At 72.6% G+C, this 26,188-nt stretch carries 22 protein-coding genes, 3 tRNA genes and 1 pseudogene; 17 read left to right on the top strand and 9 right to left on the bottom strand.

The features are described from left to right. Nucleotides 1-147 precede the first annotated feature (147 nt). The gene (locus ABZ919_RS09150; protein WP_361244462.1) at nucleotides 148-1,338 is read left to right on the top strand and encodes an acetylhydrolase; all 1,191 of its coding nucleotides are present in this window, start codon (nucleotides 148-150) and stop codon (nucleotides 1,336-1,338) included. A 59-nt stretch (nucleotides 1,339-1,397) separates the two neighbouring features. Here the strand turns inward: ABZ919_RS09150 and ABZ919_RS09145 are convergent, their stop codons facing one another. Together ABZ919_RS09145 and ABZ919_RS09140 are read right to left on the bottom strand one after the other, a co-directional pair. Then, nucleotides 1,398-2,051, bottom strand: a complete 654-nt coding sequence (locus ABZ919_RS09145) for a DUF4360 domain-containing protein (protein ID WP_361244459.1) — start codon at nucleotides 2,049-2,051, stop codon at nucleotides 1,398-1,400. A 129-nt stretch (nucleotides 2,052-2,180) separates the two neighbouring features. After that, nucleotides 2,181-2,639, bottom strand: coding sequence for an Rrf2 family transcriptional regulator (locus tag ABZ919_RS09140; RefSeq protein WP_361244456.1), 459 nt, complete (start codon nucleotides 2,637-2,639; stop codon nucleotides 2,181-2,183). A gap of 77 nt (nucleotides 2,640-2,716) precedes the next feature. On the opposite strand from ABZ919_RS09140, the gene ABZ919_RS09135 reads away from it, so the two are divergent. The 4 genes from ABZ919_RS09135 to ABZ919_RS09120 all read left to right on the top strand — a co-directional run bounded on the left by ABZ919_RS09135 (nucleotide 2,717) and on the right by ABZ919_RS09120 (nucleotide 9,152). Continuing rightward, entirely contained in the window at nucleotides 2,717-5,668 is a 2,952-nt protein-coding gene (locus ABZ919_RS09135) for a beta-galactosidase (protein ID WP_361244453.1), read from the top strand. A gap of 178 nt (nucleotides 5,669-5,846) precedes the next feature. Beyond that, on the top strand, nucleotides 5,847-6,530 hold the full coding sequence (locus ABZ919_RS09130) for a toxin-antitoxin system, toxin component family protein (protein WP_361244451.1): 684 nt from the start codon (nucleotides 5,847-5,849) through the stop codon (nucleotides 6,528-6,530). After that, a complete protein-coding gene (locus ABZ919_RS09125) occupies nucleotides 6,527-7,756 on the top strand; it encodes an MAB_1171c family putative transporter (RefSeq protein WP_361244448.1) in 1,230 nt (409 codons plus the stop codon). Before ABZ919_RS09130 ends, ABZ919_RS09125 begins: the two co-directional genes overlap by 4 nt. After that, on the top strand, nucleotides 7,749-9,152 hold the full coding sequence (locus tag ABZ919_RS09120) for an FAD-dependent oxidoreductase (protein ID WP_361244445.1): 1,404 nt from the start codon (nucleotides 7,749-7,751) through the stop codon (nucleotides 9,150-9,152). The genes ABZ919_RS09125 and ABZ919_RS09120 overlap by 8 nt, the downstream gene beginning before the upstream one ends. A gap of 41 nt (nucleotides 9,153-9,193) precedes the next feature. On the opposite strand, the gene ABZ919_RS09115 is transcribed toward ABZ919_RS09120, so the two are convergent. Together ABZ919_RS09115 and ABZ919_RS09110 are read right to left on the bottom strand one after the other, a co-directional pair. Beyond that, entirely contained in the window at nucleotides 9,194-10,042 is an 849-nt protein-coding gene (locus ABZ919_RS09115) for an SMP-30/gluconolactonase/LRE family protein (protein WP_361244442.1), read from the bottom strand. Then, the gene (locus ABZ919_RS09110) at nucleotides 10,039-10,812 is read right to left on the bottom strand and encodes an IclR family transcriptional regulator (RefSeq protein ID WP_361244439.1); all 774 of its coding nucleotides are present in this window, start codon (nucleotides 10,810-10,812) and stop codon (nucleotides 10,039-10,041) included. Before ABZ919_RS09110 ends, ABZ919_RS09115 begins: the two co-directional genes overlap by 4 nt. A 168-nt stretch (nucleotides 10,813-10,980) precedes the next feature. On the opposite strand from ABZ919_RS09110, the gene ABZ919_RS09105 reads away from it, so the two are divergent. Continuing rightward, on the top strand, nucleotides 10,981-11,538 hold the full coding sequence (locus ABZ919_RS09105; RefSeq protein WP_361244436.1) for a hypothetical protein: 558 nt from the start codon (nucleotides 10,981-10,983) through the stop codon (nucleotides 11,536-11,538). A 66-nt stretch (nucleotides 11,539-11,604) separates the two neighbouring features. Here the strand turns inward: ABZ919_RS09105 and ABZ919_RS09100 are convergent, their stop codons facing one another. Then, a complete protein-coding gene (locus tag ABZ919_RS09100; protein WP_361244433.1) occupies nucleotides 11,605-12,483 on the bottom strand; it encodes a hypothetical protein in 879 nt (292 codons plus the stop codon). Nucleotides 12,484-12,632: 149 nt separating this feature from the next. Between ABZ919_RS09100 and ABZ919_RS09095 the strand changes: the two genes are divergently transcribed. The 7 genes and pseudogenes from ABZ919_RS09095 (at nucleotide 12,633) to ABZ919_RS09065 (ending at nucleotide 19,049) form a co-directional block, all read left to right on the top strand. Next, a complete protein-coding gene (locus ABZ919_RS09095) occupies nucleotides 12,633-14,078 on the top strand; it encodes an acyl-CoA synthetase (protein ID WP_361244430.1) in 1,446 nt (481 codons plus the stop codon). Continuing rightward, nucleotides 14,071-15,414, top strand: coding sequence for a carboxyl transferase domain-containing protein (locus tag ABZ919_RS09090; RefSeq protein ID WP_361244427.1), 1,344 nt, complete (start codon nucleotides 14,071-14,073; stop codon nucleotides 15,412-15,414). Before ABZ919_RS09095 ends, ABZ919_RS09090 begins: the two co-directional genes overlap by 8 nt. A gap of 116 nt (nucleotides 15,415-15,530) precedes the next feature. Then, on the top strand, nucleotides 15,531-15,803 hold the full coding sequence (locus ABZ919_RS09085) for a hypothetical protein (protein ID WP_361244424.1): 273 nt from the start codon (nucleotides 15,531-15,533) through the stop codon (nucleotides 15,801-15,803). Nucleotides 15,804-15,954: 151 nt separating this feature from the next. Beyond that, a complete protein-coding gene (locus ABZ919_RS09080) occupies nucleotides 15,955-16,992 on the top strand; it encodes a rod shape-determining protein (RefSeq protein ID WP_361244422.1) in 1,038 nt (345 codons plus the stop codon). Between the two features lie 57 nt (nucleotides 16,993-17,049). Continuing rightward, nucleotides 17,050-17,181, top strand: a pseudogene (locus ABZ919_RS09075) (rod shape-determining protein); the annotation flags it as partial. 1,203 nt (nucleotides 17,182-18,384) lie between these two features. After that, nucleotides 18,385-18,639 carry a type II toxin-antitoxin system VapB family antitoxin gene (locus ABZ919_RS09070; protein ID WP_361244419.1) on the top strand — a complete coding sequence of 85 codons (255 nt, stop codon included), beginning with the start codon at nucleotides 18,385-18,387 and terminating at the stop codon, nucleotides 18,637-18,639. Further along, a complete protein-coding gene (locus ABZ919_RS09065) occupies nucleotides 18,636-19,049 on the top strand; it encodes a PIN domain nuclease (RefSeq protein ID WP_361244416.1) in 414 nt (137 codons plus the stop codon). The genes ABZ919_RS09070 and ABZ919_RS09065 overlap by 4 nt, the downstream gene beginning before the upstream one ends. Before the next feature lie 64 nt (nucleotides 19,050-19,113). Here ABZ919_RS09065 and ABZ919_RS09060 read toward each other — a convergent pair whose 3' ends face one another. The 4 genes from ABZ919_RS09060 to ABZ919_RS09045 form a co-directional block, all read right to left on the bottom strand. Then, the gene (locus ABZ919_RS09060) at nucleotides 19,114-19,446 is read right to left on the bottom strand and encodes a hypothetical protein (RefSeq protein ID WP_361244414.1); all 333 of its coding nucleotides are present in this window, start codon (nucleotides 19,444-19,446) and stop codon (nucleotides 19,114-19,116) included. A 523-nt stretch (nucleotides 19,447-19,969) separates the two neighbouring features. Beyond that, nucleotides 19,970-20,046: transfer RNA gene (locus tag ABZ919_RS09055), tRNA-Ile, on the bottom strand. Between the two features lie 176 nt (nucleotides 20,047-20,222). After that, nucleotides 20,223-20,295, bottom strand: a tRNA-Asn gene (locus ABZ919_RS09050). Nucleotides 20,296-20,301: 6 nt separating this feature from the next. Then, a tRNA-Asn gene (locus ABZ919_RS09045) sits at nucleotides 20,302-20,374 on the bottom strand. A gap of 159 nt (nucleotides 20,375-20,533) precedes the next feature. Between ABZ919_RS09045 and ABZ919_RS09040 the strand changes: the two genes are divergently transcribed. The 4 genes from ABZ919_RS09040 to ABZ919_RS09025 all read left to right on the top strand — a co-directional run bounded on the left by ABZ919_RS09040 (nucleotide 20,534) and on the right by ABZ919_RS09025 (nucleotide 26,172). Beyond that, complete coding sequence (locus tag ABZ919_RS09040; RefSeq protein ID WP_361244411.1) at nucleotides 20,534-20,839, top strand: YtxH domain-containing protein; 306 nt, start codon at nucleotides 20,534-20,536, stop codon at nucleotides 20,837-20,839. Between the two features lie 69 nt (nucleotides 20,840-20,908). Beyond that, a complete protein-coding gene (locus ABZ919_RS09035) occupies nucleotides 20,909-22,360 on the top strand; it encodes an FGGY family carbohydrate kinase (RefSeq protein WP_361244408.1) in 1,452 nt (483 codons plus the stop codon). Between the two features lie 150 nt (nucleotides 22,361-22,510). Next, entirely contained in the window at nucleotides 22,511-24,244 is a 1,734-nt protein-coding gene (locus tag ABZ919_RS09030; protein ID WP_361244405.1) for an ABC transporter ATP-binding protein, read from the top strand. Next, entirely contained in the window at nucleotides 24,244-26,172 is a 1,929-nt protein-coding gene (locus ABZ919_RS09025; protein WP_361244402.1) for an ABC transporter ATP-binding protein, read from the top strand. The genes ABZ919_RS09030 and ABZ919_RS09025 overlap by 1 nt, the downstream gene beginning before the upstream one ends. Nucleotides 26,173-26,188: the final 16 nt, after the last annotated feature.

Here is a 26,188-nt window from a genome sequence, read left to right as displayed (position 1 = left end):
TGTGGCTCGTCGGGCCGTTCCCCGCACCCCCGTGAGGCGCTGCGCTCAACCCGTGGGCGGAGGACCGTGGGCCGACGCCCACCGGCCCGTGCATCCGGTGGGCTGATGTGGCCGGAGGTGCCCGGCTGACAACCTTCCGTCATGGACATGAGCAGTCGTGAAGGACTCACACGCCGTCATCTGCTGGGAGCCGCACTCGCGGCCGGCGCCGCCGTGCCGCTCGGCGCCGCACCTCGCGCGTGGGGCGCCGCGACCGCGGGGGGCCCGGCGCGGCTCACCCTGCCCGCGCCCACCGGACCGTTCCCGGTGGGCACGGTGTCGCTGCACCTCGTGGACGACTCGCGGACCGATCCCGCGGCGGGGCGGGGACGTCACCGCGAGCTGATGGCAGGCGTGTGGTACCCCGCCCTGGACGTGGAGCGGTACCCGCGGGTGCCCTGGATGCCCGCCGCCCCGCTGCGGGCGCTCCTCGCCACCGCGGGATTCGACGCCGACGCCGCGCTCGCGCCCCGCACGGCCGGCCACGAGAACGCCCCGGTGCGGCGGGCGGGCGGACGTCTGCCCGTCGTCCTGTTCTCGCACGGCGCGCACGACCACCGCTCCGACACCACCGTGGTGGTGCAGGAACTCGCCAGCCACGGATACGTCGTGGTCACGGTGGATCACACCGACGACGCGTTCAGTCAGTTCCCCGACGGCCGGGTCGTCGTCCCGCTGCACGACCCCCGGTACTTGCTGGGACCGGCGGACTTCGCCAGGGACATCCGTTTCGTCCTCGACCGCGTCGAGGATCTCGACGCCGGCCGCAACCCCGACGCCGGCCACCGGCCGCTGCCGGCCGGCCTGTGCGGTGCTCTCGATCTGCGCCGCGTGGGCATGTTCGGCTGGTCGAAGGGCGGGACGGCGACCGCCCTGGTCATGCTCGAGGACCCACGCGTGCGGGCCGGGCTGAGCTTCGACGGCCCGATGGAGCCGGTGACCGGCGACGATCTGGACCGGCCGTTCATGATGATGACCGCCGTGTTCACCCGGGCCGAGGAGCCGAGCGTCGCCGAGTTCTGGTCGCACCTGCGGGGATGGCGGCTCGACGTCCAGGCCGACGGCGCGGTCCACTCGTCGTACTGCGACAACCAGGTGCTGGTCCCGCAGCTGGCGAAGGCGGTCGGGATGAGCGACGAGGAGCTGCGCGGCTGGATCGGAACGCTGGATCCGGTCCGGGCACTGCGGATCCAGCAGGCGTACCCGCTCGCCTTCTTCGACCTGCACCTGCGGCACCGCCGCAGCCGCCTGCTCGACGGGCCGTCCGCCGCCTTCCCGGAGGTGAGATTCCTTCCGTGACGGGCGGGCGGCCGGCCGTGGGGCCCTCCGGAGCGGCGGACGGCCCCACGGCGACCGGGCTAGCCGGCCGGGCACTCCTTCCAGGCCAGGTGGTACACGGTGCTGATGTCCCCGTCCGTCGAGTCCATCGTCATGAAGCTGACCTTGCCGGGTGAGGTGGTGCCCGCGTTCACCCGCAGCTCGGTGTTGATGTTGAAGTTGCGCAGCACCCCGCAGGGCGCCCAGACCAGCTGGGCCCAGTCGGTGCTGTCGGTGGCCTCCCAGTCGTCGTTGTAGGAGCCGCTGAAGGGGTGGGTCTTGGGCACCGTCTGCGGGGAGCCCTGGAAGTAGTACGAGGCCTTCTGGGTGGCGCTGGCGCCGGGTTGCAGGGACAGGAAGCCGCGGTAGTCGGCGCTGGCTATCGCGTAGGTGAAGCCCTGGGGGACGTGGACCACCAGGTTGAGCTGGCAGTTCTTGCGGAAGGCCGTGGGGTCGGAGGCGCCGCCGGCCTGGGCCAGGTAGCTGCTGTAGGTCACCGTGAAGGCGGTGTTGTCCGGCGAGACGGCCACCGCGGCCGTGCCCGCAGGGCAGCCCGAGCCGTTCACCGTGGCCACGTCGATGACGATCTTGTCCGGGGGCGGGTTGTCGAACACGCCCGAGGCGGGCGCGTGAGCGGGTAGCGCGGTGGTGAGCAGTGCCGCCACGGCACCGCTCAGGAGGAGCCCACCAGCCATGATTTCTCCAGGGGTCGAGTGTGGGGGGTCTGTGTGGAGCCTGTGAAGCGCTCCGCATCGTAGGAAGCCCCAGTCACGCCCGGGAGGTTCAACTCCGGCCATTCACAACCGGTCGTTCACATCCGGGGCCTAGGGGTTCTCCCAGGCCGCCGGCTCCGCCGCCAGGGCCCGCACCGGCTCGGGCAGCGCGTCCGCCGCGAGGTCGGCGACGGTGACGCCCTCCAGGATCCGGCGGACGTTCGCGCGCAGCGCGATCCACAGCGGCAGCAGGGGCTGTGCGGTTCCGGTGTAGGCGAGGTCCGTGGGGCGTTCGCCGCGCACCGAGACGATCGGTCCGTCCACCGCGCGGATCACGTCGGCGACCGTCACGTCGGCCGCGTCGCGGGCCAGCCGGTAACCGCCGCCTCCGCCACGCCGGCTGTCGACGATGCCGCCCCGCCTGAGGTCGCCCAGGATCCCCTCCAGGAACTTGTGCGGGATGCCCTGCACGGCGGCGATTTCCTCTGCCTTCACCGGGCCGTTACCCTGCCGTACGGCCACCTCCAGTACCGCCCGTACCGCGTAATCCGCCCGTGCCGAGATCCTCATGAGTCCATTGTGGGGCGTCGCCGCAGGGAGAATGGCCCGCAACCCGCGCCCCGTAAGATCGCCCGGGAGGATCCACCTTGGCGCTCAGCAGACGTAGTTTCAGTGCCCTGGCCGGCTCGACCGCGCTCGGGCTCGCCCTGGGCGGCAGCGGCGGCACCGGGGCGCCTTCGGCGTACGCGGCACGCAGCGTGCCGACCGGCCCGGCGCCCGCTCCACCGAGCGCGGACGGCCGGCCGCACACCATCGGCTACGACCAGTACTCGCTGCTGGTGGACGGCAGACGGCTGGTCGTGTGGTCCGGTGAGATGCACCCCTTCCGGCTGCCGAGCCCCTCCCTGTGGCGGGACGTCCTGCAGAAGATGCGGGCCCACGGGTACAACGCCGTGAGCATCTACGTGGCCTGGAACTACCACTCCCCCGCCGCCGGCCACTACGACTTCACCGGCGTCCGGGACCTCGGCCTGTTCCTGCGCATGGCCGCCGAGACGGGCCTGTACGTCATCCTGCGGCCCGGTCCGTACATCAACGCCGAAGTGGACGGCGGCGGCTTCCCCGGCTGGCTGACGGCGACCGGGGGCACGGCCCGGACCGACGACCCGACGTATCTGGGGCACGTCGACGAGTGGCTGACCCAGGTGAACCGGATCGCGCGCCGGCACCTGTTCACCCAGGGCAGCGGCACGATCCTGCTCTACCAGATCGAGAACGAGTACGACGCCCACGTCGACGAGACCGGCCGGGCGTACATGGCGCACCTGTACAAGAAGGTGCGGGCGGACGGCATCGACGTGCCGCTGTTCCACAACGACAAGGGACGCAACGGCTACTGGGTGCCCGGGTCGTTCGACACCGGCGGCGAGAAGGGCGGCTGGCTGTACGGCTTCGACGGCTACCCCTCGCCGTCGCAGACCCCTCCCGACTGGGGGAGGTTCGGGCCCGGCGGGGCCAAGGGCGGGGCCAGTGCGTCGCCGTCGACGCCCGGGTTCGTCCCGGAGTTCGGCGGCGGCTGGTTCGACCCGTGGGGCGGGGCCTGGTTCGACGGCAAGGGGTACGCGGAGTCGCGCCGCACCCGGGACGCGGCCTACGAACGCCGCTTCTACCTCACCAACCTCGCCAACGGCCTGACCCTGCACAACGTCTACATGACCTTCGGCGGGACATCGTGGGGCTGGCTGCCCGCGCCGGTGGTCTACACGTCGTACGACTACGGCGCCGCCATCGACGAGGCCAGGAACGTCACCGGGAAGATCGCGCCGATGCACCAGCTCGGGCACCTGCTCCAGCGCGTGCCCGACTTCGCCAAGCTGGACCGGGCGGGGGACGTGAAGGCCGAGGGCCTGAAGGTCTACCACCTGACCAACCCGGACACCGGCGCGCACGTCTACGTCGCCCGCAACGACGGTACGGACACGGTCACCACCGATCTGCCGACCGACGCCGGCCGGCTGCGGATCACCGTGCCCGGCAAGGACGCCCGGCTGCTGACGACCGGCCTGAAGCTCGGCGAGAGGACGCTGAAGTACTCCACCGCCGAGCCCGTGCTGGCCATGACGGCGGGCCGGCAGGACATCGCGCTGTTCTCGGGGCGCCGCGGCGACATGGCCGAGCTCGTGCTGAAGTGCCCGGTCGAGCCGAGCGTCATGCGGCTGGACCCCGAGGCCGCCTGGGTCCTGAACGGCGACGAGCTGCATGTGAGCAGCCCGCTCGGCGAGGACGGACTGACCCGGGTGCTGGTGCAGAAGGGCGAGAGCGAGACCCCGCTGGTGCTGCTCTTCGCCGACGACGCCACCGCCGTACGCCTCTTCCCGTACGACACCCCGTCCGGAACCCTGCTGGTGTACGGTCCGGCGCTGCTGCGCCACGCCGAGGTGCGCGGTTCCCAGGTCCACCTGACGGGTGACGTCACCGACACGACGAGCATGGAGGTGTGGGGCCCGCGCGGGATCGACACCCTGGTGTGGAACGGCCGCACCCTGCCCACCCGGGTCACCCTGTCCGGCAGCCTGATGACCACCGGACTGCTGCCGGCCGTCCCGGAGGTGAGGCTGCCGGAGCTGGGCGGCTGGCGGATGCGCACGGAGAACCCCGAGGCCGGACCCGGCTTCGACGACTCCGGCTGGACGGTCGCGGACAGGAGGACGTCGTTCAGCAGCACGCCCGTTCCCGGCGGCCGGCCGGTCCTCTTCGCCGACGACTACGGCTTCCACTACGGGGACGTCTGGTACCGCGGCACCTTCACCGACGCGACCGGCCTGGAGGAGGTCTCGCTCGCCTACAGCACCGGCACGCAGGGCCTGTTGATGGCCTGGCTGGACGGCGATCCGCTGGGCACCCACCGGATGCCGGTGCCGGACAAGGACACGACCGTCCGGCAGGGGACCTGGTCGGCGACGGCCGCCTTCCCGGTGCGCGCCGCCCTGCGGTCCCCCGGCCGGCATGTGCTGTCCGTGCTGGTGCGGCGCATGCAGCACGACCAGGACGGCAAGGGGCTCGACACGCACAAGGCGGCCCGCGGGCTGACGGCGGCCGCCTTCAAGGGCGCCTCGCCGAAGGTGCGGTGGCGGATCCAGGGCGCGGCGGCCCCCGACCCCGTGCGCGGCCCGATGAACAACGGCGGCCTGTACGGCGAGCGGGAGGGCTGGCATCTGCCGGGCTTCAGGGACCACGACTGGGAGGCGGTGACCTTCCCGCGCGCCGCCCGCCGCCAGGGCGTGACCTGGTACCGGACCACGTTCCGGCTGTCGGTGCCGGCCGACATCGACGCCTCGGTCGGGCTGACCCTCGAGGACGATCCGTACCGGGCCTACCGGGCGCAGATCTTCCTCAACGGCTGGAACATGGGCCAGTACATCAACGACGTCGGACCGCAGCACACCTTCGTCCTGCCGAACGGCGTCCTGCGCACCCGGGGCGCCAACACCCTCGCGCTGGCGGTCCTGTCGGAGTTCACCACGCTGTCGGGACCGGGAAAGGTGAGCCTGACGCTGCTCGGCAGGGCGAGCGGCGGGCTGCCGGTCACACCGGTGTGACCGGGCGAGCCCACCGAACGGGACCGCAGGTTCGAAGCGCTTCCGTCTCACGGGGGGAACGGGGGACATGGGAGGGGACACCGGCTCATGGATGGTTTTCTCTTTGACGACGGTCCCGGGATCTCATGACGGGGACACGCCCAGACGCGTAGGCTCGGACCGGCAGAAGGGGGAGTCGATGGGCATGGCGGGCGCGCGGGGGCGGCTGGCACGCCTGACCGCACGGCTGCGGCGCTCCCGTCCGGGCTCGGCGAAACGCTCCCTGGCCGACGACCTCGCCGCCGCCGTCCACAGCCGGCCCGAGGCGCCCGCCGACGTACGGGAGCTGTGCCGGGCCCTGTGCGAGGCGATGGCCGGACTGCGCGACGGGCGGCCCGTCCACCTGCGCTTCGAGCGCTTCCCGGACGAGATCGAAGTCACCGGGCTGTGGCTGGAATTCGCCGACTTCGACCTGGTGATCGTGGAGGAGCGGGCCGAGGCGGTGCAGCAACTGGTCATCCTGGGCCATGAGTTGTGGCATGTGCACACCGGCCACCGCCACCCGCGCCTGGCCGGCGACGCGGCGGCCCGCGCGCTCGCCGACACCCCCGACTGGCGGGGCACACCCCTCACGGTGGCCGCCCGCAACGGCTCGCGGCAGGCCGACGAGGCCGAGGCGGACGACTTCGGGCACCGCCTGGCCGCCCTGTTCCGCCCCCACCTCGCCGGCTCCGGCGCCGGCGCTTCCCCCGCCCCGGCGGGCCGGTCCCTCAGCCCGGTGCAGCGGACCCTCGGCTATCGAGGACGCGAGCGCGCGGGTGAGCCGAGGGGCCGCAACCCGGTGGCGAACCGGACGTCCGGAACAAGAGGAGCCACGCGGTGACCCTGGCGCTCGATTCCCCGGGATTCCTCGGCGAGGTCTCCGTCTCCTTCTGGATCCCCACGGCGGTCCTGACCGCCGCCCTGCTGATCAAGCTGCCCAGCATCATCAGGATGTGGCGGGACCCGATGCTGCGCGCCGTCGGCGGTCTGCTGCTGTTCGCCTGCGCGGTGTTCGTCTTCGCGGCCCCCAGGACCATCGCCTGGACCAACCGGGTCACCGGCGTGCCGAACATCTCGGCGCCCTGGGTGTACTCCCTGCTCACCGCACTCTGCGCGTCCTGGCTGCTGCTGATCATCGCCTGGCGCAACGGCCGCTCCGACCGCTCGGCCCAGACCCGCCGGGTGACCCGCTGGGTGGTGTCCGTGTACGCGGGCGTGGTGGTCGCCCTGTGGACGCTGTTCGCGCTCGCGGACGTGCCCGAGGAGCGGCTACGGGACCTGGACACGTACTACGCCAACACCCCTTTCATGCGCGAGGAGATCCTGCTCTACCTCGTCGCGCACACCGTGGCCTGCTCCATCACGGCCCGGCTGATCTGGAACTGGATCCGCACCGACGGTCTCGACGCCTGGCTGCGCTGGGGACTGGGACTGCTGGGCGTCGGCTACGCCACCAACCTGTTCTTCGACGCGGCCAAGCTCACGGCCGTCGTGGCCCGGTGGACCGGCCACGACCTGGACTGGCTGAGCACCAATGTGGCCCCCGCGGGCGCCTGCGTCTCCGCCACCCTGGTCGCGGTGGGCTTCATCGTCCCGCACGTCGGCCAGTATCTGCACGAGCGCTGGCACGTCCGGTTGCGCCACCGCGCTCTGCGCCCCCTCTACCAGCTCACGCGGAACGTCACCGGCGAACGTGAGCCCTTCGCCCCGCACGCCCCGGCCGAACTGCGGCTCATCCGCCGCGAGACCTTCATCCGCGACGCCCTGCTGCAACTCTCGCGGCGCCTGGACGAGGACGTGTGCGCCCGCTCGTACGACGCCGCCCTCGCCCTCGGCTTCGCACCGGACCGGGCCCGAGCCCTCGCAGCCGCCGTCACGCTACTGGACGCGGCCGGCGGCGAGCGGCCGCCGCGGGCCGACGGCACCGGCTCCGAGTCCGGCCCCGACACGGCGTACCTGCTCCAGGAGATCCAGGCCGTGTCCCAAGCCCTCCGCCACCACGACGAGATCACTGCGGTACGCGCCCGCGCGACCGCCCCCGCAGAGAGCGTGCCCGCGCATGAGTGAACCCTCCTCCCCCGCCAGAACCGCCGTGGTGCTGGGGGGATCCCACACCGGCATGCTCGCGGCGCGCGCCCTCGCCGAGTCCGCCGACCGGGTCGTCGTCGTCGAGCGGGACGCCCTGCCCGAGGGACCCGAACCCCGCAAGGGGCTGCCGCAGGCTCGGCACGCCCACATGCTGTGGTCGGGCGGGGTGCGGGCCGTGGAGGAACTGCTGCCGGGCATCACCGAGGCGCTCGAGGCCGCCGGGGGGCGCCGGCATCCGGTCACCACCGGCGTGGTCGCCCTCTCCGCGCAGGGCTGGTTCCGCCGCTGGCCCGAGTCCCACCATGTGATCCTGGCCGGCCGGGACCTGCTGGACGCCACGATCCGCGCACGGGTCCTCGCCGACGGGCGGATCGACCTCCTCGATGGGACCGAGGTCCTCGGCCTCACCGGCACCGGCACGGCGGTCACCGGCGTACGGATCCGGACGCGCGAGGGCGCCGAAAGCACGCTGCCGGCCGATCTCGTGGTGGACGCGACCGGGCGCGGGTCGCGGGCCCCGCGCTGGCTCGCGGATCTGGGACTGCCCGCCCCGCAGATCCGCGAGGTCGACCCGGGCCTGGTCTACGCCAGCCGGCTCTTCCTCGCCCCGGAAGGGGCCAGGGACGGCTTCCCGGTGGTCAACCTGCAGCTGGATCCGCGGGGCGAGGGGCCGGGCCGCTCGGGATTCCTCCTGCCCATCGAGCACGGCCGGTGGATCGTCACCCTGCAGGGCACCCGGGGCGGCGAACCCTCCGCCGCGAACGAGGACTTCGTCCCCTTCGCCCGCCAGAAGCTGCGGCATCCGCTGATGGGCCAGCTGCTGGAGCGCGCCGAGCCGCTGTCCGACGTGTCCGTCACCCGCTCCACGGTCAACCGCCGGCACTTCTACGAGCGGATGCCGGTCTGGCCGGAGAACTTCAGCGTCCTCGGCGACGCGCTGGCCGTGTTCAACCCGGTCTACGGCCACGGGCTGTCCGCCGCCGCTCAGAGCGCGGTGCTGCTCCGCCGGGTGATACGGCGGCACGGCTGGGGCAGGCCGGGGCTGGCGCGGCGCGTGCAGCGGGCGGTCGCCCGGCCGGTCCGCGCGGCATGGGACCTGGCCCTCGGCCAGGACGTGTTCTACCCGGGCGCGACGGAGGCCGGCCCCACTCTGCGGGACCGGCTGCTCTCCGCCTACGTCGGCCGCCTGATGTACACCGCGACGGGGAACGGGCGCATCGCCCGCCGGGTCACCGACGTGACGTCGCTGGAGCGGGGAGCGCAGGTCCTGCTGACGCCCGGCGTACTGCTCGCGGCGGCCGTGGGGCCGCTGCACCCCCCGCTGCCGGGGCCGCCGTTGACCGCGGAGGAGCGGAAGGCGGCGGGGGTCCTCTAGGCCGTCGGCCGGCTGCGGCTCCGCGCCCCCACGAGGCGCTGTCAGCCCTGGAACGCCGGCTGCGGCAGGCCGTGTCCGGCCGCCGGGATCACCAGCAGCGAGCCCGACAGGGGATGCGGGGCCGGCACGCCGGTCCGAGCCGTCGTCACGTACAGGTCGGTCAGCCCGGCCCCGCCGAACGCGCAGGCCGTCGTACGGGGCGTGGGCAAGCTGATCACCCGGTCCAGCGCGCCGCCGGGCGTGTAGCGCCGCACCGCTCCCCCGTCCCACAGCGCCACCCACACACAGCCGTCCGCATCGACCGTCAGGCCGTCCGGGAAGCCCGCGCCCTCCTCGATCTCCACGAGCGGCCGCCAACCGTGGACGCGCTCGCCGTCGTGGTCGAAGACGTCCACCCGGCGGGTCGGGGAGTCCACGTAGTACATGAGGCGCCCGTCGGGGCTCCAGCCGGTGCCGTTGCTGACCGTGACGTCGGGCAGGACCGTGCTTGCCGTGCCGTCGCCGGTCAGCCGGGTCAGCGTGCCACCGCCCGGCGCCTCGTCGTACCGCATGGTGCCCGCCCACAGCGAGCCGTCCGGCGCCACCGCGGCGTCGTTCGCGCGGCGGCCCGCGACGGGCTCGCGGCGCAGCCAGCGGAACGTGTCGTCGGGGTCCAGCAGGCCCACGCCGTCCCGCAGGTTGAGCACCAGGCCGCCGCCCGCGCGCGGCTTGGCCGCGCCCACGTGCTGCTCCGTCGTGCGGACGGTACGGCGGCCGGTGGCGGGCTCGTAGGTGTGGACGCGCATGCCCAGAATGTCGAGCCAGATGAGCCGGTCCGTGGCCGGGTCCCAGGTGGGGCCCTCGCCCAGCTGCGCATGAGCCCGTACGGCGACCTCGTACCGGCCGCTCACGCCGCGCTCCGGTGGCCGAGCAGCTCCGACAGCTCCGCCGCGCCCTTGACCGCCAGCTGCTCCAGCTCGGCCCGGCGCTCGTCGCTCCAGCGGATCATCGGCACCGAGATGGACAGGGCGGCGACGACCTGGCCGGTGCGGTCGAGGACCGGGGCGGCCACACAGCTCACGTCCGGGTTGGACTCGCGGCTCTCCACCGCGATGCCCCGTTGCCGGATCTCGGCGAGGGCCGCGCGCAGGACGGTCGGCTCGGTGATGCTGTTGGGGGTCATCGCGGTCAGCTCGGCGTCGTCCGGGATCCGTGCCGCGAGCTCCTGCTCCGGCAGCGAGGCCAGCAGCATCTTGCCGACCGAGGTGCAGTGGGCGGGCAGCCGGCGGCCGGCCGCGGAGACCATGCGGACGGCGTGCGTGGAGTCGACCTTCGCGATGTAGATGACGTCGGTGCCCTCGAGGATCGCGACGTGCACGGTCTCGTCGCAGGTCTCGGCGACCGAGCGGGCCACGTGCTGGCCCTCGGCGGCGAGGTCGAGCTGCTCGGCGTAGCGGCTGCCGAGCTGGTACGGGCGCACGCCGAGCCGGTAGCGTCCGGGCTGGCCCGGCACGGGCACGATGTACGAGCGTGCGGCGAGCGTGGTGACCAGCTCGTGCACGGTGGTGCGCGGCAGCTGGAGCTTGCGCACGATGTCGGGTGCGGAGAGCGTCCCGTCCCCGTCGAGGAACAGCTCGAGAATGTCCAGAGCCCGGGTCACGGCAGGCACGAGGCGTCCCACGTCCGGCCTCCTCCCTTGGGTCTAAGCGCCCGTCCGGACACCTCGGCACCGGGATGTTCGAGATATCAACAGGCGATCGGCATGGCGAACACAGGCTAGTCATGGAGCGTCGCACGGGGCAATGGGTCGGCGGACGGCATCCGAGCCGCGCCGGGCACCATGGGTGCCATGGATCTCGACTTCCAGCTGGTGCTGCTGCGCCGCATGGCCGACCACAACCCGGACCTGGTCGAGGACGCCCGGCGGCGGCTCGGGGTCTCCGTCGCCGGGATGCGGGAGGCCAACAAGCGCTGGCAGGCGATGGTCCGTTCACCGCGCGCCCGGTCCGCCGCCGCCCGGTACCGCTCGGTCCTCGGCGAACCGGAGTCGGTCGTGCCGCTCCGGCTCGGCGATGCCGGCTGCGAGGCCCGGCGCTGGGCCCTGCCCCTCTGGCCCGACCTGCGCTTCGAGGTGCTGGTCGGGCCGGACGGGACGGTGTGGAACGAGTGGCTGGTGCGCGCCCCCGGCGCCCCCGCGCCGAGGCTGGAGACCCTGGACGACCTCACCCCCTGGTCCTGCACGGTGGACGAGGCCGCCCGCGCCTTCCCCCCGGCCCGCCCGCTGGAGGGCACGGCCCCCACGCGCTGGGGGCTGACCCTCACCGCGCCGGGCCGGGACGGCGTACGGCACGAGGTGGTCGCCGAGTTCACCTGGGGGCTGCTGCAGCGGACGGCGGTCGTGGGCTGAACCCCGAAGCGGCACGGGCCCGTGCCCCGGCGAACGGCGAACCGGACAGACTCGCGAACCGCCCTCTCAGGACTGTTCCGCCGCCGCCAGAATCGCCTCGGTGACGCGCTCCAGCGAACCGGGATGCAGTCCCAGGAACAGGTTCGGCTCGACCAGCTCCAGTTCCATCAGCCGGGGCTCGCCGTCCTCCCCGTCCACGAGGTCCACGCGCGCGTACAGCAGTCCGGGAGCGCCGCCGGGTACGGCCGCCAACGCCTTGTCTGCCACGGCGAGTTCGGCGTCGGTGGGCCGCCAGCGCTCCAGGCCGGGGTGGGCCACCTTGTCGGCGTCGTACGGCGTGCCGGGCACGAGGACGGCTCCCTTGCGGCTGGCGTGCAGCAGCCGTCCGCCGAAGAACTGCAGCGCCCGCTCCCCGCTGACGTCGATGCCGCGCACATACGGCTGCACCATCGCGGTGAGGCCCTCGGCGTGCATCCGGGCGAGCTGACGTACGGCCTGCTCGTGCCCGTCGGGCGTGTAGCGGGCGGCGAAGCGGGCGCCCGCGCCCGAGGTCGGCTTGATCACGTACTCGTGGTCGCCGGGCAGAGCGGCCGGCTCACCCGGGGCTATGTAGCGCGTGGGGACGGTGGGCACACCGGCCGCGGCCAGCTCGCCGAGGTAGCGCTTGTCGGTGTTCCAGCGGACCACCGGCGCCGGGTTGGCCAGCCGGGTCAGCGCGCCGACCCGCTCCACCCAGCCCCGGAACTCCGCGGCCCGCCAGCTGTAGTCCCAGGTGGACCGGATGACGACGAGGTCGTAGCCGCCCCAGTCGGCGTCCGGGTCGTCCCAGTACCGGGCCTGCGCCTCGGCCCCGGCGTCGCCCAGCGCCCGCACCAGCTCCGGCAGATCGGCGTCCACGCCGGGTTCGGCGCCGGGGTCGTAGGTGGCGAGGGCGATGCGGGGCACGGCGGACTCCCTGTCGTACGACGGTGTGAACACGGCGAGGCTAACAACCGCTGCCGTCCGGGACGAAGCGGCGGTCGTCGCGGCCGGGCTCCTGGTGTAGGAAGGGTGCGACGGTCCACCGGCAGTGCTGACAGTTAGGAGTGCGGCGCGTGTCCTCCCTCTTCCCCGCCCTGACGGACGGTCCGGGCGACCGGATCGCCCTGCGGTTCGGCGCACGGTCGTTGACGTACGGCGAGCTGGCCGGGGCCGCCGGCGCGCTCGCCGCCCGGCTGCGCGGAGCCGGACGGGTGGCCGTGTGGGCCACACCGGAGCTGGAGACCGCCGTCGCCGTGACGGGCGTGCTGCTCGCCGGGGCGGCCGCGGTGCCGCTGAACCCGAAGTCGGGCGGGAAGGAACTCGCGCACATCGTCTCCGACAGCGCACCGGAGCTGGTGCTGGCCGCACCGGGCGCCGATCTCCCGGGTGTGCTGGGCGAGTTGGCGCGCATCGACGTCGACGCCTCCGCGACCGGCGCGGTACCCGACGACACGGCCCCGGACGAGGACCCGGCGCTGATCGTCTACACCTCCGGCACCACCGGCCCGCCCAAGGGCGCCGTGCTGCCCCGCCGGGCCGTCGCCACCACCCTGGACGCGCTCGCCGACGCCTGGCAGTGGACGCAGGACGACGTCCTGGTGCACGGGCTGCCCCTGTTCCATGTGCACGGGCTCGTGCTGGGCACCCTCGGACCGCTGCGGCGCGGCGGCAGCGTCCGGCATCTGGGCCGGTTCACCGCCGAGGGCGTGGCACGGGAGCTGAACGCCGGCGCGACCATGCTGTTCGGGGTCCCGACGATGTACCACCGGATCGCCGAGGCCCTTCCGGCGGACCCGGAGCTGGCCGAGGCGCTGGGGCGGGCCCGGCTGCTGGTGTCGGGCTCGGCGGCGCTGCCCGTGCACGACCACGAGCGGATCCGGGCGGCGACCGGGCGGCGGGTGATCGAGCGGTACGGCATGACGGAGACGCTGATGAACACCAGCGTCCGGGCCGACGGGGAGCCGCGCGCCGGGACCGTGGGCGTGCCGCTGCCCGGCGTCGAACTGCGGCTCGTGGAGGAGGACGGCACCCCGCTCACCGCGTACGACGGGGAGAGCGTCGGCGAGATCCAGGTGCGCGGCCCGAACCTGTTCACCGGGTATCTGAACCGGCCCGACGCCACGGCCGCCGCGTTCACCGCCGACGGCTGGTTCCGCACCGGTGACATGGCGGTGCGGGAGCGGGACGGGTATGTGCGGATCGTCGGGCGCAAGGCCACCGACCTCATCAAGAGCGGCGGGTACAAGATCGGGGCCGGTGAGATCGAGAACGCGCTGCTGGAGCATCCGGGGGTGCGGGAGGCGGCGGTCACCGGGGAGCCGGACGAGGACCTGGGCGAGCGGATCGTGGCCTGGATCGTCCCGGCCGACCCGCAGGCACCGCCGTCCGCCGAGGAGCTGGCGGACCATGTGGCCCGCCGCCTCGCCCCGCACAAGCGTCCGCGCGTCGTCCGCCACCTGGACGCCCTGCCCCGCAACGACATGGGGAAGATCATGAAGCGGGCGCTGGCCGATGTCTGAGCGCCGCTCGGCCCGCGAGATACTGGCCCTGGTCACGGACCCGGACAGCTTCACCGAACTCCCTTCGCCTGCCGGGCAGCGGCGGCCGGACGGCCCCCTCGGCTGGCGGGGTTACGACCGCTCGCGCGCCCGTGCCGCCGCACGCACCGGCGAGGAGGAGTCGGTCGTCTGCGGCAGCGCGAGCGTCGAGGGCACCCGGGCCGTGCTGATCGCCTTCGAGTTCGGTTTCCTCGGCGGCTCCCTGGGCGAGCGCACCGGAGACCTGCTGGAGGCGGCGTACGTGCACGCCCGCGCGCACCGGCTGCCGGTCGTGCCGTTGATCGCGACCGGCGGCAGCCGGATGCAGGAGGGGATGGTCGCGCTGCGCCAACTCCAGCGCGTGGCACGCGAGTCCGCGCTCACCCGCCGGGCGGGACTGCCGCAGATCGCGGTGCTGCGGGACCCGACGACCGGCGGTGGCTGGGCCACGCTCGGCGCCGGAGCCGACGTCGTCCTGGCCCTCCCCGGCGCCCAGGTCGGCTTCGCCGGCTCGCGCGTGCGTCCCTCCGGCGCCGACCCGTCCGCCTACACGGCGGAGTCCCAGGTGGCGGCGGGCTCGGCGGACGCGGTGGTGGACCCGGCGGAGCTGAAGGGGGCACTGGGCTCCTGGCTGCGCCTGCTCACGTCTCCCGCCACCGGGGCTCCCCCGCCGCCGGCGCTGGGCGGGGGCGCCGTCCCGGCCACCGGCCGGGACGCCGTCCGACAGGCCCGTGCCCCCGAACGCCCGCGCGCAGGGGCCTACTTGGACGCCTACTTCACCCACCGCCGCGCCATCGGCGGTGACCGGTGCGGCGGTAGGGATCCCGGCGGCATCCTGTGCGGGTTCGGAGAGCGGGAGGGCCGTACCGTGGCCTACGCGGCGCAGACCGGGGCGGCGACCCGGCCCGCCGGGTACCGCACCGCGGCCCGGCTGATCCGGCTCGCGGACCGGCTCGGCATCCCGGTGCTGACCCTGGTGGACACACCGGGTGCCGCGAACGACGCGGAGGCCGAACGGCAGGGGGCCGGGGCGGCGATCGCCGAGGCGTTCGCGGCGGTGGCCGACGCCCGGGTGCCGATCACCACCCTCGTCATGGGCGAGGGCGGCTCCGGCGGGGCGCTCGCGCTGGCCGCGCCCGGCAACACCTGGGCCACGCCGGACAGTTACTTCTCGGTGATCGCCCCGGAACCGGCGGCGGCGATCCTGAAGCGCTCACCGGAGGAGGTCGAGCTGACCGCAGACCAGCTCCGTATCAGGCCGCAGGATCTGCTGGAGCTGGGCGTGATCCGGGGCATCGTCGAAACCGAGCCCCGCTGAGCGCACCTCGAGGTCCCGTTCCACGCCCGGCGTCGCCGTACCGGCCCGCAGCTGGGCACGTGGTCACCGACTGCTCGACGGAAGCGGCGACCACGTGCCTGACGCGGCGCCGGCTCGTGGGGGAGCTGACCGGCGGGGTGCACGGACGCGAACGCCGCGACAGCCCGCTGATGCCCGACCCCCACCGTATCCGCCAGGCCGTCGCCCGGCTCGGCGCCCGGCCGGACCGGTGCCTGATGATCGGCACCGGCGACACCGAGTGGGAGGCGGCCCGGGCCGCCCGAGTCACCTTCGTCTATGTGGACGCCTCGTCCTTCCGCGGCCACCAGGATCCGGAGCTGACGAGTTCCGGCCTTCTACCTCTCCTGCGGGCCGCACAGAGCCTGTGACGCGCCGTGGGCGGCGAAGAACCCCCATTCAGCGGCACCCCGCCCGGCCCCCTCCAGCAGGCGACCGTCCCCGCGTCCCGCACAGGATGCAGTGTGAGAGGCCCGCCAACCGGCCGGGCGCACCGAGGCCCGCGCCCCTGGGAGGATCGCCGTGACCGTCAGTCTGGAGCAGTTGCGCCGCTGCCACTTCGCCGTCGACATGGGTGCGGCCCGCACCCGGATCTATGTGAAGGGTGCCGGCCTGGTCGTCGACCAGCCCTCGGTCGCCGCCGTGAACACCCGGACGGGGGCGCTCATCGCGGTGGGCGAGTTCGCCGAGAAGATGACGGGACGGACGCCGGGCTACATCCGGGTCGCCCGGCCCATCTCCGGTGGCACGGTCGTCGACATCGAGATGGCCCAGCGCATGCTGCGGCAGCTGCTCGGCGACAAGATGCGCCGTGCCCTGCGCCGCAATCTCCGGCTGCGCGCCGCGGCCTGCACCCCGCACGACGCCGATCCGCTGGCGCAGCGGGCGACCATCGAGACGCTGGTGGGGCTGGGGGCGCGAAGGGTGGAGCTGGTGGACACGCTGATCGCGGCCGCCGTGGGGTGCGGGCTGCCCGTGGAGCGGCCCGAGGCGACCATGATCATGGTGTGCGGGGCGGCGGCCACCCAGGTCGCGGTGCTCTCGCTCGGGTCCATCGTCACCGCCGAGCGGATACCGGTCGGGGGTGAGGCCGTGGACCACGCGATCGTGCAGCTCCTGCGGCACGAGCACCATCTGATGCTGCCCAGCCAGTCGGTACGTCCGCTGCAACTGGCCCTGTCGGGCAACGGGCTGACCTCCCACGGACCGACCACTACGGAGATCCACGGCCGGGACGTCGCCACGGGTCTGGCCCGCAGCGTGCGCGTCGACACCGCAGCCGTACGCCTCGCGATCCAGACCCCGCTGACCGGCGTCCTCGACGGCATCGGCAAGGTGCTGCGCGAGTGCCCGCCCGACCTGGTCGCCGACCTCGCCGACAGCGGGATCACGATGGTCGGCGGCTCGGCACTGCTGCCCGGCTTCGACCAGATGCTGCGGCAGGCCACCGGCATGCCGGTGCACATCGCGGAGCGCCCCGACATCTGCGCGGCGCAGGGCCTCGGCGCCATGCTGGAGGGCCGGATCGAGCCACTGGTCCTGAACCCGCTGGCCGCCTGAACACCCCCGGCGGGCCCGGCACCGCGCCCCGGCGGTTCCGGCGAGCACGGCCCCGGCCAGATGCTGCGGCAGGCCACCGGCACGCCGGTGCACATCCCTGAGCGCCCCGACATCTGCGCGGCGCAGGGCCTCGGCGCCATGCTGGAGGGCCGGATCGAGCCACTGGTCCTGAACCCGCCGGCCGCCTGAACACCCCCGGCGGGCCCGGCACCGCGCCCCGGCGGTTCCGGCGAGCACGGCCCCGGACGACCCAGCCCGCCCGGACGGCTGCGCACCACCCTGCGGACGGCACTCGGCACGGCACCGTGACACCGGGGGCCCCCGTGCGGCGAGCGTGAACGCGGCGGTCAGTACGGCAGGATGCGCCCCGACGGGGTCCTGCGGTCGATCTCCTGCCCGCGCGGGGCGGTGGGGCGCCGGATGACGCGTACCCGGATGCGGCGGTCCATGACGCCCTCCCTCTGCCGGAACGGCCCGGCGGTGGACGCCGGTAGGGGGTGGGTGCCCAGGACGGAGGCCGTTCAAGCATGTACGGGTCAAGCAAGCGGTCGGGTACCGCTGTCGGTGAACACGGTGGCCGGGGCGCTGCCGGGTGGCGTACCGGCGGAAGGCGTCGTCGAGCCCGTGCGGTACGAAGCGGGCTGCGGCGCCCGCCACTTCGAGGAAGATGCCGCTGGCGTTCAGCGCGCCGATCGCGCGGACAGGTGACGCCGTCGGCACCCTCGGGGAGGCGCTGTGCCGGGCCGCTCGACGACGCTGTCGACCGCCGCGATCACCGGGTACGTGCCCGGCCGTGAGCCCGGCGTCTTCCGAGAGATGACATCGCCTCAGCCCTCGGTCGCGCTCTCGCTCATGCTGTGGTTCCACGAGGAGGGGCCGCGCCCGAACGGCGGACGGGTCGCGGGCGGGGCGGAGCAGGCCCCCACGGTGCGGGTGGCTCGAACGCACCTGGCCGTCACGGCAGTCTGCTGTGGGGCCATGCGGCAACGGCCTGACGTCGGCCGGCACGTCGCTCGGACGGATGACCGCGAGGCCCCCCGCTCGGCAGCACACCCCGGTCCGTCGAGGACGTCCTCCGGCACCTGGCGCCCGCCCGGCCGCACCCCGCGCGGTGCGAGTTCGGGCTGCCGGCAGTGGGCGGCTCGGGCAGCTTGGGCGGCGTGCTGCCGCCCGGCACATCCTGCGGACGACAGCCGGCCCCGGTCCTGGGTGATCACCGCCCGGCCCCGCCCAGCCTCCCTGGCGCTCCGGAAGCCTCGGCGTGACGCCGTCGTCCCGGGATTCTTCCCCATCGGTGCCTGCGACAGCTATCGCGGCCCCCGTCCCCACCCATCGCTCAGATATCAAGGATCATGTATATTGATATACGACTACGTATACACAGGGAGCGCCATGAGCCGCACCGTGATCGATCTCGACGACGAGGCGCTGGAGGCCGCGGCCAAGGAACTCGGCACCACGACCAAGCGCGACACCATCAACACCGCCCTGCGGGAGGTTACGGCTCGCTACCGGCGACTGCGCGCGCTGGCAGAAGCCCGCGAGCTGGTCGCCGAGGGCGCACTGGACGTGAACGTCCTCCTCGACAAGAGCACATACCGGCCGACCGGTGGCGACGGTGTCCGTGACGCAGGAGCAGATGCGTGACCGTCGCCGACTACCTGATCGACACCTCCGCCCTCGCCCGCGTCCTGCTCGGCCGGACCACGGCCGAGTGGGACGACAGGATCGGCGCGGGACTCGTCGCCCTGTGCGACATCACCGAACTGGAAGTCCTCTACTCAGCCCGTTCGGCAGCGGACCGGGAGCACGTGAGGCGCGCCCTGAACGCCCACTACACCTGGTGCCCCGTGCCCGACGGCATCTACCGGCGCGCACGCGTCGTCCAGGAACTGCTCACCGCCAAGGGCGAGCACCGCAGTGCCGGCCCCGTCGACCTGCTGGTCGCTGCTGCCGCGGAAGAGGCGGGGCTGACACTGCTCCACTACGACCGCGACTTCGAGACGATCGCCCGTACGACCGGACAGCCGGTAAGGACGATCGATCTCAAGGACTGATCGATCTCAAGGACTGGCAGGGGCCGTCCAGCACGCAGTGAGCAGGCGCCGGGGCCGCCCGCCTTCACAGCCCATGCCGGTCGAGGATGCTCATCAGCCTGCGTCTGCGTTTCAGTTCCGCCCGCAGGCCGGCGAGATGTGCGGTGAACGCTTCCTCGGTCCCCAGGGCACGATGGCACTCACGTGCGCCCAGCAGCAGCCGTGCCAGGTGCTCGTAGGCGCGGTCCCCGGTCGGCTCCTTCGCTCGATCGACCAGCCGCAGGTACACGCCGAGCGCCTCGGCCGGACGTGTCTGGCGCGACAGGCCGGCGAGCTGCTCCCACTGCCGGTCGTCGGCGCGGCCGGCGGAGTCGCACCACCCAGAGATCCCCTCGTCCCCGCCGAAGTCGAGCCCCACCTCGTAGACATCCGTACCGCGTGCACCACGGCGGTGACCGAACTCTCCCCCACCTCAAGACCGTTCACCGCGTCCAGGCAACCCAGCCCCCGCTCGAACGACCGAGCCCCGGCCGGCGCCCGCAGATCGTCCTCGCCGAACCCCACAACGTTCCGTGCCACACCGGCTGTTCAAGCGCGGAGCGGCACATCAGGGAGCCCACTCGGTCGACCCGGATCGGCGGGACACCACCGTCGCCGACTTGCCTCGGCGACGCTCTCCCGCCCCGTCGACCCCGACACGCGGGCGCGGCGCACTCCGGCTCTGAAACCCCGCGTCCCCTGCGCGTCCCCCGGCCGCGCTTCCGCGGCGACCTGCTGCCTCCGCAGCCACTGCATCACCAGGTCACAGCCCCGGCAACAACTGCTGACCCAGACGCACGCCGAAGTAACACCCAACGGGGTCACCCCGTCGGGTCAGAGTCCCGAATCCAGCAGCATCAAAATGCATTTCCGCAGGTCAGAACGTTTCTCTGACCTGCGCTTGGTGGGGCGGGTGGGACTCGAACCCACGGCCGACGGATTATGAGTCCGCTGCTCTAACCGGCTGAGCTACCGCCCCATAGCGGCGTGTCGCGTACACGTGTGCGCGCCGTCTGCCGCAGCATAGCCGCTCATACGATCTCCTGCTTCGGATGGTCGGCTTCTGCGCTGCTCATGACCTTGAGGACCTCGGCGCAGGCACGGCGGTTCCCGCGGGCATGAAAAAGGACCCCCAAGGGGTCCTCGTTCACTGCGCTCCCCCGACTGGACTCGAACCAGTAACCTGCCGGTTAACAGCCGGCTGCTCTGCCAATTGAGCTACGGAGGACCGAAGCTCCCCCGACTGGACTCGAACCAGTAACCTGCCGGTTAACAGCCGGCTGCTCTGCCAATTGAGCTACGGAGGATCGCCTCGATTGCATCGAACGTACCTACCTGGGTATTCGCCAGGGGGCGGGCGCTCGCTGCGACACATACATTAGCGCAAGCAGGGGGGTGCTCCGCCAATCGGTTCCCCCCGGCGCCCACGTCGCACCGCAGACCTAGGCAAGGGAAGGGTGGCAGCCATGCGCTACCGGCTCACATTCGTCGCCGGACTGGCCCTCGGTTACGTACTCGGCACGAGGGCCGGTCGCGAGCGCTACGAGCAGCTGAAGAAGTCCGCTCGGCGGCTCGCGCAGAACCCCACCGTGCGCAACACGGCCGAGACCGCCGCCCAGCAGGGCCGCCAGTACGCCGGCAAGGCCTTCCACACGGTCAGCCACAAGGTCGGGGACCGGGTGCCCGAGACCGTGGCCCAGCGGGTCCGGTCCCTCCGGGAGCGGAACCTGAACGGCACGCCCGAGGACGACTGGGGCACGAGCGACACGTAGGGGGACTCGCCAGGGCGGTCCGGCACCGCAGGGCAACGGGCACCCCGCCGATGCTGCAAAATTCTCCGCATGGGGATAGTCGCCGGCTTGGACAGCTCACCGGACTTCACACGCATCGTGGTCTGCGACACGGACACCGGTGCCGTACTACGGCAGGGGTACGCGCCGCATCCGGTCGAGACGCCGGACGGCGCCCGCCCCAGTGACGTGGACCCGCAGGCCTGGCTGCTCTCCCTGGGCGAGGCGGCCGGCGGCGGCCTCCTCGAGGGCGTCCAGGCCATCGGCGTGTCCGCGCAGCAGAACGCGCTGATCCCGCTCGACGCCCAGGGCAACACCGTCCGCCCGGCACTCGTCGGCGGCGACAAGCGCGCCCAGGTCGCGGCGGCCGACCTCATCGACGCGCTCGGCGGCCGTGAGGCCTGGGCGCAGGCCGTGGGGTGCGTACCGTCGGCCGCGCAGCCCGTCACCAAGCTGCGCTGGCTCACCAAGAACGAACCGGAGAACGCCCGCCGGACGGCCGTACTGCTCCAGGCGCACGACTGGCTGGTCTGGCAGCTGCTCGGGCGGCCGGTGCGCAGGACCACCGACCGCGGTGGCGCCTCCGGCACGGGGTACTGGTCGGCCGCGACCGGCGGCTACCGGCCCGACCTGGTCGAGCTGGCACTCGGCCACCAGGCGATGCTGCCCGAGGTGATCGGCCCGTCGGACGCGGCCGGCACCACCCCGGAGGGGCTGCTGATCTCCGCCGGGACCGGGGAGACCATGGCCGCCGCTTTCGGGCTCGGGATCGGGCTGGGGGACGCGGTCGTGTCGCTCGGCGCCTCCGGGTCCGTGATGGCCGTGCATCCGGAAGCCCTCACCGACCAGTCCGGGATGATCACCTCCCTCGCCGACGCGACCGGCATGCACCTGCCGGTCGTCACCACGCTCAACGCCGTACGGGCCCTGCGCGGGACCGCCGAACTCCTCGGCCTGCCGGACCTGGAGAGCCTGTCCGAGCTGGCGGTGAAGTCCACGCCGGGCGCGCACGGGCTCGTCCTCCTCCCCTACCTGGAGGGTGAGCGGACGCCGAACCTGCCGCACACCGCCGGGACGATCGCCGGTCTCAGGCGCGAGTCGATGAAGCCGGAGCATCTGGCCCGGGCCGCGTTCGAGGGGATGCTGTGCGGGCTCGCCGACGCACTGGACGTGCTGCGCGGGCGGGGCGTGGACGTGCGGCGGATCTTCCTGCTCGGGCCGGCCGCCGAGCTGCCCGCCGTGCAGGCCTCGGCACCCTCGCTGTTCGGCGCGCAGGTCGTCGTGCCGCAGCCCGCGGACTACGCGGCGATCGGAGCGGCCCGGCAGGCGGCCTGGGCGCTCGGCGTGTCGCAGGGCGCACTCGATCCGCGCACCCCGCCGGCCTGGCAGGGCGCGGCGGCGCAGGTGCTGGAGCCGGGCGACGAGCTGGCCGTGGGCCAGGCGGTGCGGCAGCAGTTCGTGGCGGTGCGGGAACAGACTCACCCAGGGGCATTTCGCCCATGACTGGCGATAAGGGAGCACAACACCCTGGGCTCATGGGGCCGTACGGGCTTCGCCCTCGGGTTAATCGGTTGAGGTAACGCGGGTGGAGTGTCCGACGATAGGGGCCAAGGGCACAGGACCAGCCCCGTCGCCGACCCCGAGAGACCTAGCGTGCTCATACGACTCCTGCGGACCTGTCTCAGGCCCTACAAGAAACCCATCGCCCTGCTGGTGCTGCTGCAGTTCCTGCAGACCTGCGCCACCCTCTACCTGCCCACGCTGAACGCGCACATCATCGACAACGGTGTCGTGAAGGGCGACACGGGTTACATCCTGTCCTTCGGCGCCCTGATGATCGCCATCTCGCTGGCGCAGGTCGTGTGCAACATCGGCGCCGTGTACTACGGCGCCCGGACCGCCTCCGCGCTCGGCCGGGACCTCCGCGGTTCCGTCTTCGACCGGGTGCAGTCCTTCTCCGCGCGTGAAGTGGGTCACTTCGGTGCACCCTCTCTCATCACCCGTACGACGAACGACGTACAGCAGGTCCAGATGCTGGTCCTGATGTCGTTCACGCTGATGGTGTCGGCGCCCATCATGTGCGTGGGCGGCATCGTGCTGGCGCTCGGGCTGGACGTGCCGCTGTCCGGCGTGCTGGTCGCCGTCGTGCCCGTGCTGGCGATCTGCGTCACGCTGATCGTGCGCCGGCTGCGGCCGCTGTTCCGCTCGATGCAGGTCCGCCTGGACACGGTGAACCGGGTGCTGCGCGAGCAGATCACCGGCAACCGGGTGATCCGTGCCTTCGTCCGCGACGAGTACGAGCAGGGCCGGTTCGGCAAGGCCAACGGCGACCTGACGGAGATGCAGCTGGCCACCGGTCGGATGCTCGCGCTGATGTTCCCGATGGTGATGACGGTGGTGAACCTGTCCTCCATCGCGGTGGTGTGGTTCGGCGCGCACCGCATCGACAGCGGCGGGATGCAGATCGGCGACCTGACCGCGTTCCTCGCCTACCTGATGCAGATCGTCATGTCCGTGATGATGGCCACCTTCATGTTCATGATGGTGCCGCGCGCGGAGGTGTGCGCCGAACGCATCCAGGAGGTCCTCGGCACCGACTCCAGCGTGGTGCCGCCGGCGGCGCCCGTCACCGAGCTGCGCCGGCACGGCCATCTGGAGATCCGGGGTGCCGGGTTCCGCTATCCGGGTGCCGAGGAGCCGGTGCTGAGGTCCATCGACCTGGTGGCCCGGCCGGGTGAGACGACCGCCGTGATCGGCTCGACCGGCAGCGGCAAGTCGACCCTGCTCGGGCTGGTCCCCCGGCTGTTCGACGCCACCGAGGGCGAAGTCCTCGTCGACGGCGTGGACGTCCAGCAGGTCGACCCGGTGCTGCTCGCGAAGACGGTCGGACTGGTGCCGCAGAAGCCGTACCTGTTCGCGGGCACGGTCGCCACCAACCTGCGCTACGGCAGTCCGGACGCCACCGACGAGGAGCTGTGGCACGCGCTGGAGGTGGCGCAGGCCAAGGACTTCGTGAGCAAGCTGGAGGGCGGGCTCGACGCGCCGATCGCGCAGGGCGGCACCAACGTCTCCGGCGGCCAGCGCCAGCGCCTGGCCATCGCCCGCACCCTCGTCCAGCGCCCGGAGATCTACCTCTTCGACGACTCCTTCTCCGCGCTCGACTACGCCACCGACGCGGCCCTGCGCGCCGCGCTCGCCCGCGAGACGGGCGAGGCCACCGTCGTCATCGTCGCCCAGCGGGTGGCGACCATCCGGGACGCCGACCGGATCGTCGTGCTGGACGAGGGCCGGGTCGTCGGCTCCGGCCGGCACCACGAGCTGATGGCGGGCAACGAGACCTACCGGGAGATCGTGCTCTCCCAGCTGACGGAAGCGGAGGCAGCCTGATGGCCGGGCCCATGGGACGCATGATGACCGGGGGCGGCCCCGACCAGCGCTCGATGGACTTCAAGGGATCGGGCAAGCGACTCGTCTCCCAGTTCAGGCCCGAACGGGTCACCATCTACGGCCTGCTGCTGTGCGTGGTCGTCAGCGTGGCCCTGAACGTCATCGGCCCGAAGATCCTCGGCAGGGCCACCGACCTGGTCTTCTCCGGCATTATCGGACGGCAGATGCCGGCCGGTGCCACCAAGGAGCAGGTACTGGCGCAGATGCGTGCGCACGGCCGGGGCTCCATCGCGGACATGCTCAAGAGCACCGACTTCACGCCCGGCAAGGGCATCGACTTCGGTGCCGTCGGGAACGTCCTGCTGCTCGCGCTCGGCACGTTCCTCGTCGCCGGCCTGCTGATGGCGGTGGCGACCAGGCTGGTCAACCGGGCCGTGAACCGCACGATGTACCGCATGCGCGAGCAGGTGCAGACGAAGCTGTCCCGGCTGCCGCTGTCGTACTTCGACAAGCGCCAGCGCGGCGAGGTGCTCTCCCGGGCGACCAACGACATCGACAACATCGGGCAGACGCTCCAGCAGTCGATGGGCCAGCTCATCAACTCGCTGCTGACCATCATCGGCGTGCTCGCGATGATGTTCTACGTCTCCTGGATCCTCGCGCTGGTCGCGCTGGTCACCGTGCCGCTGTCGTTCGTGGTGGCCACCCGGGTCGGCAAGCGCTCGCAGCCGCACTTCGTGCAGCAGTGGCGCTCCACCGGCAAGCTGAACGCGCACGTCGAGGAGATGTACACCGGGCACACCCTGGTGAAGGTGTTCGGCCGGCAGCAGGAGTCGGCGCAGCAGTTCGCCGAGCAGAACGAGGCGCTGTACCAGGCCGCGTTCCGGGCGCAGTTCAACAGCGGCGTCATGCAGCCGCTGATGATGTTCGTGTCGAACCTGAACTACGTCCTGGTGGCCGTGGTGGGCGGCCTCCGGGTGGCGTCCGGTGCGCTGTCCATCGGTGACGTCCAGGCTTTCATCCAGTACTCGCGGCAGTTCTCGATGCCGCTGACCCAGGTCGCGTCGATGGCGAACCTGGTGCAGTCCGGTGTCGCCTCGGCCGAGCGGATCTTCGAACTCCTGGACGCGGAGGAGCAGGAGGCGGACCCGGTGCCGGGCGAGCGGCCGGCGGAGCTGCGCGGGCGGGTGCGGCTGGAGCACGTGTCCTTCCGGTACGACCCGGACAAGCCGCTGATCGAGGACCTGTCCCTCACGGTCGAGCCCGGTCACACGGTCGCGATCGTCGGCCCGACGGGTGCGGGCAAGACCACGCTGGTCAACCTGCTGATGCGGTTCTACGACGTGTCGGGGGGCCGGATCACGCTCGACGGTGTGGACATCCGCAGGATGTCCCGCAACGAACTGCGGTCCGCGATCGGCATGGTGCTGCAGGACACCTGGCTGTTCGGCGGCACGATCGCGGAGAACATCGCGTACGGCGCCGCGCGCGAGGTGACCCGCGGCGAGATCGAGGAGGCGGCACGGGCGGCCCACGCGGACCGGTTCATCCGTACGCTGCCCGACGGCTACGACACCGTGATCGACGACGAGGGCACGGGCGTCAGCGCGGGTGAGAAGCAGCTCATCACCATCGCGCGGGCGTTCCTGTCCGAGCCGACGATCCTGGTCCTGGACGAGGCGACGAGTTCGGTGGACACCCGGACCGAGGTGCTGATCCAGAAGGCGATGGCGAAGCTCGCGGCGGGGCGGACGTCGTTCGTGATCGCGCACCGGCTGTCGACGATCCGGGACGCCGACACGATTCTGGTGATGGAGAACGGGTCGATCGTGGAACAGGGCGCGCATGCGGAGCTGTTGGCCGCGGACGGGGCGTACGCCCGCCTCTACAAGGCCCAGTTCGCGCAGGCTGTGGCCGAGGTCGACTAGGCGCAGGGGGGCCGCC

Origin of the sequence: Streptomyces sp. NPDC046759 (genome assembly GCF_040645475.1) — a bacterium.
Taxonomy (GTDB): domain Bacteria; phylum Actinomycetota; class Actinomycetes; order Streptomycetales; family Streptomycetaceae; genus Streptomyces.
The sequence above is the reverse complement of the archived record's forward strand: the minus strand, read 5'-3'. Positions and strand labels throughout refer to the sequence as shown.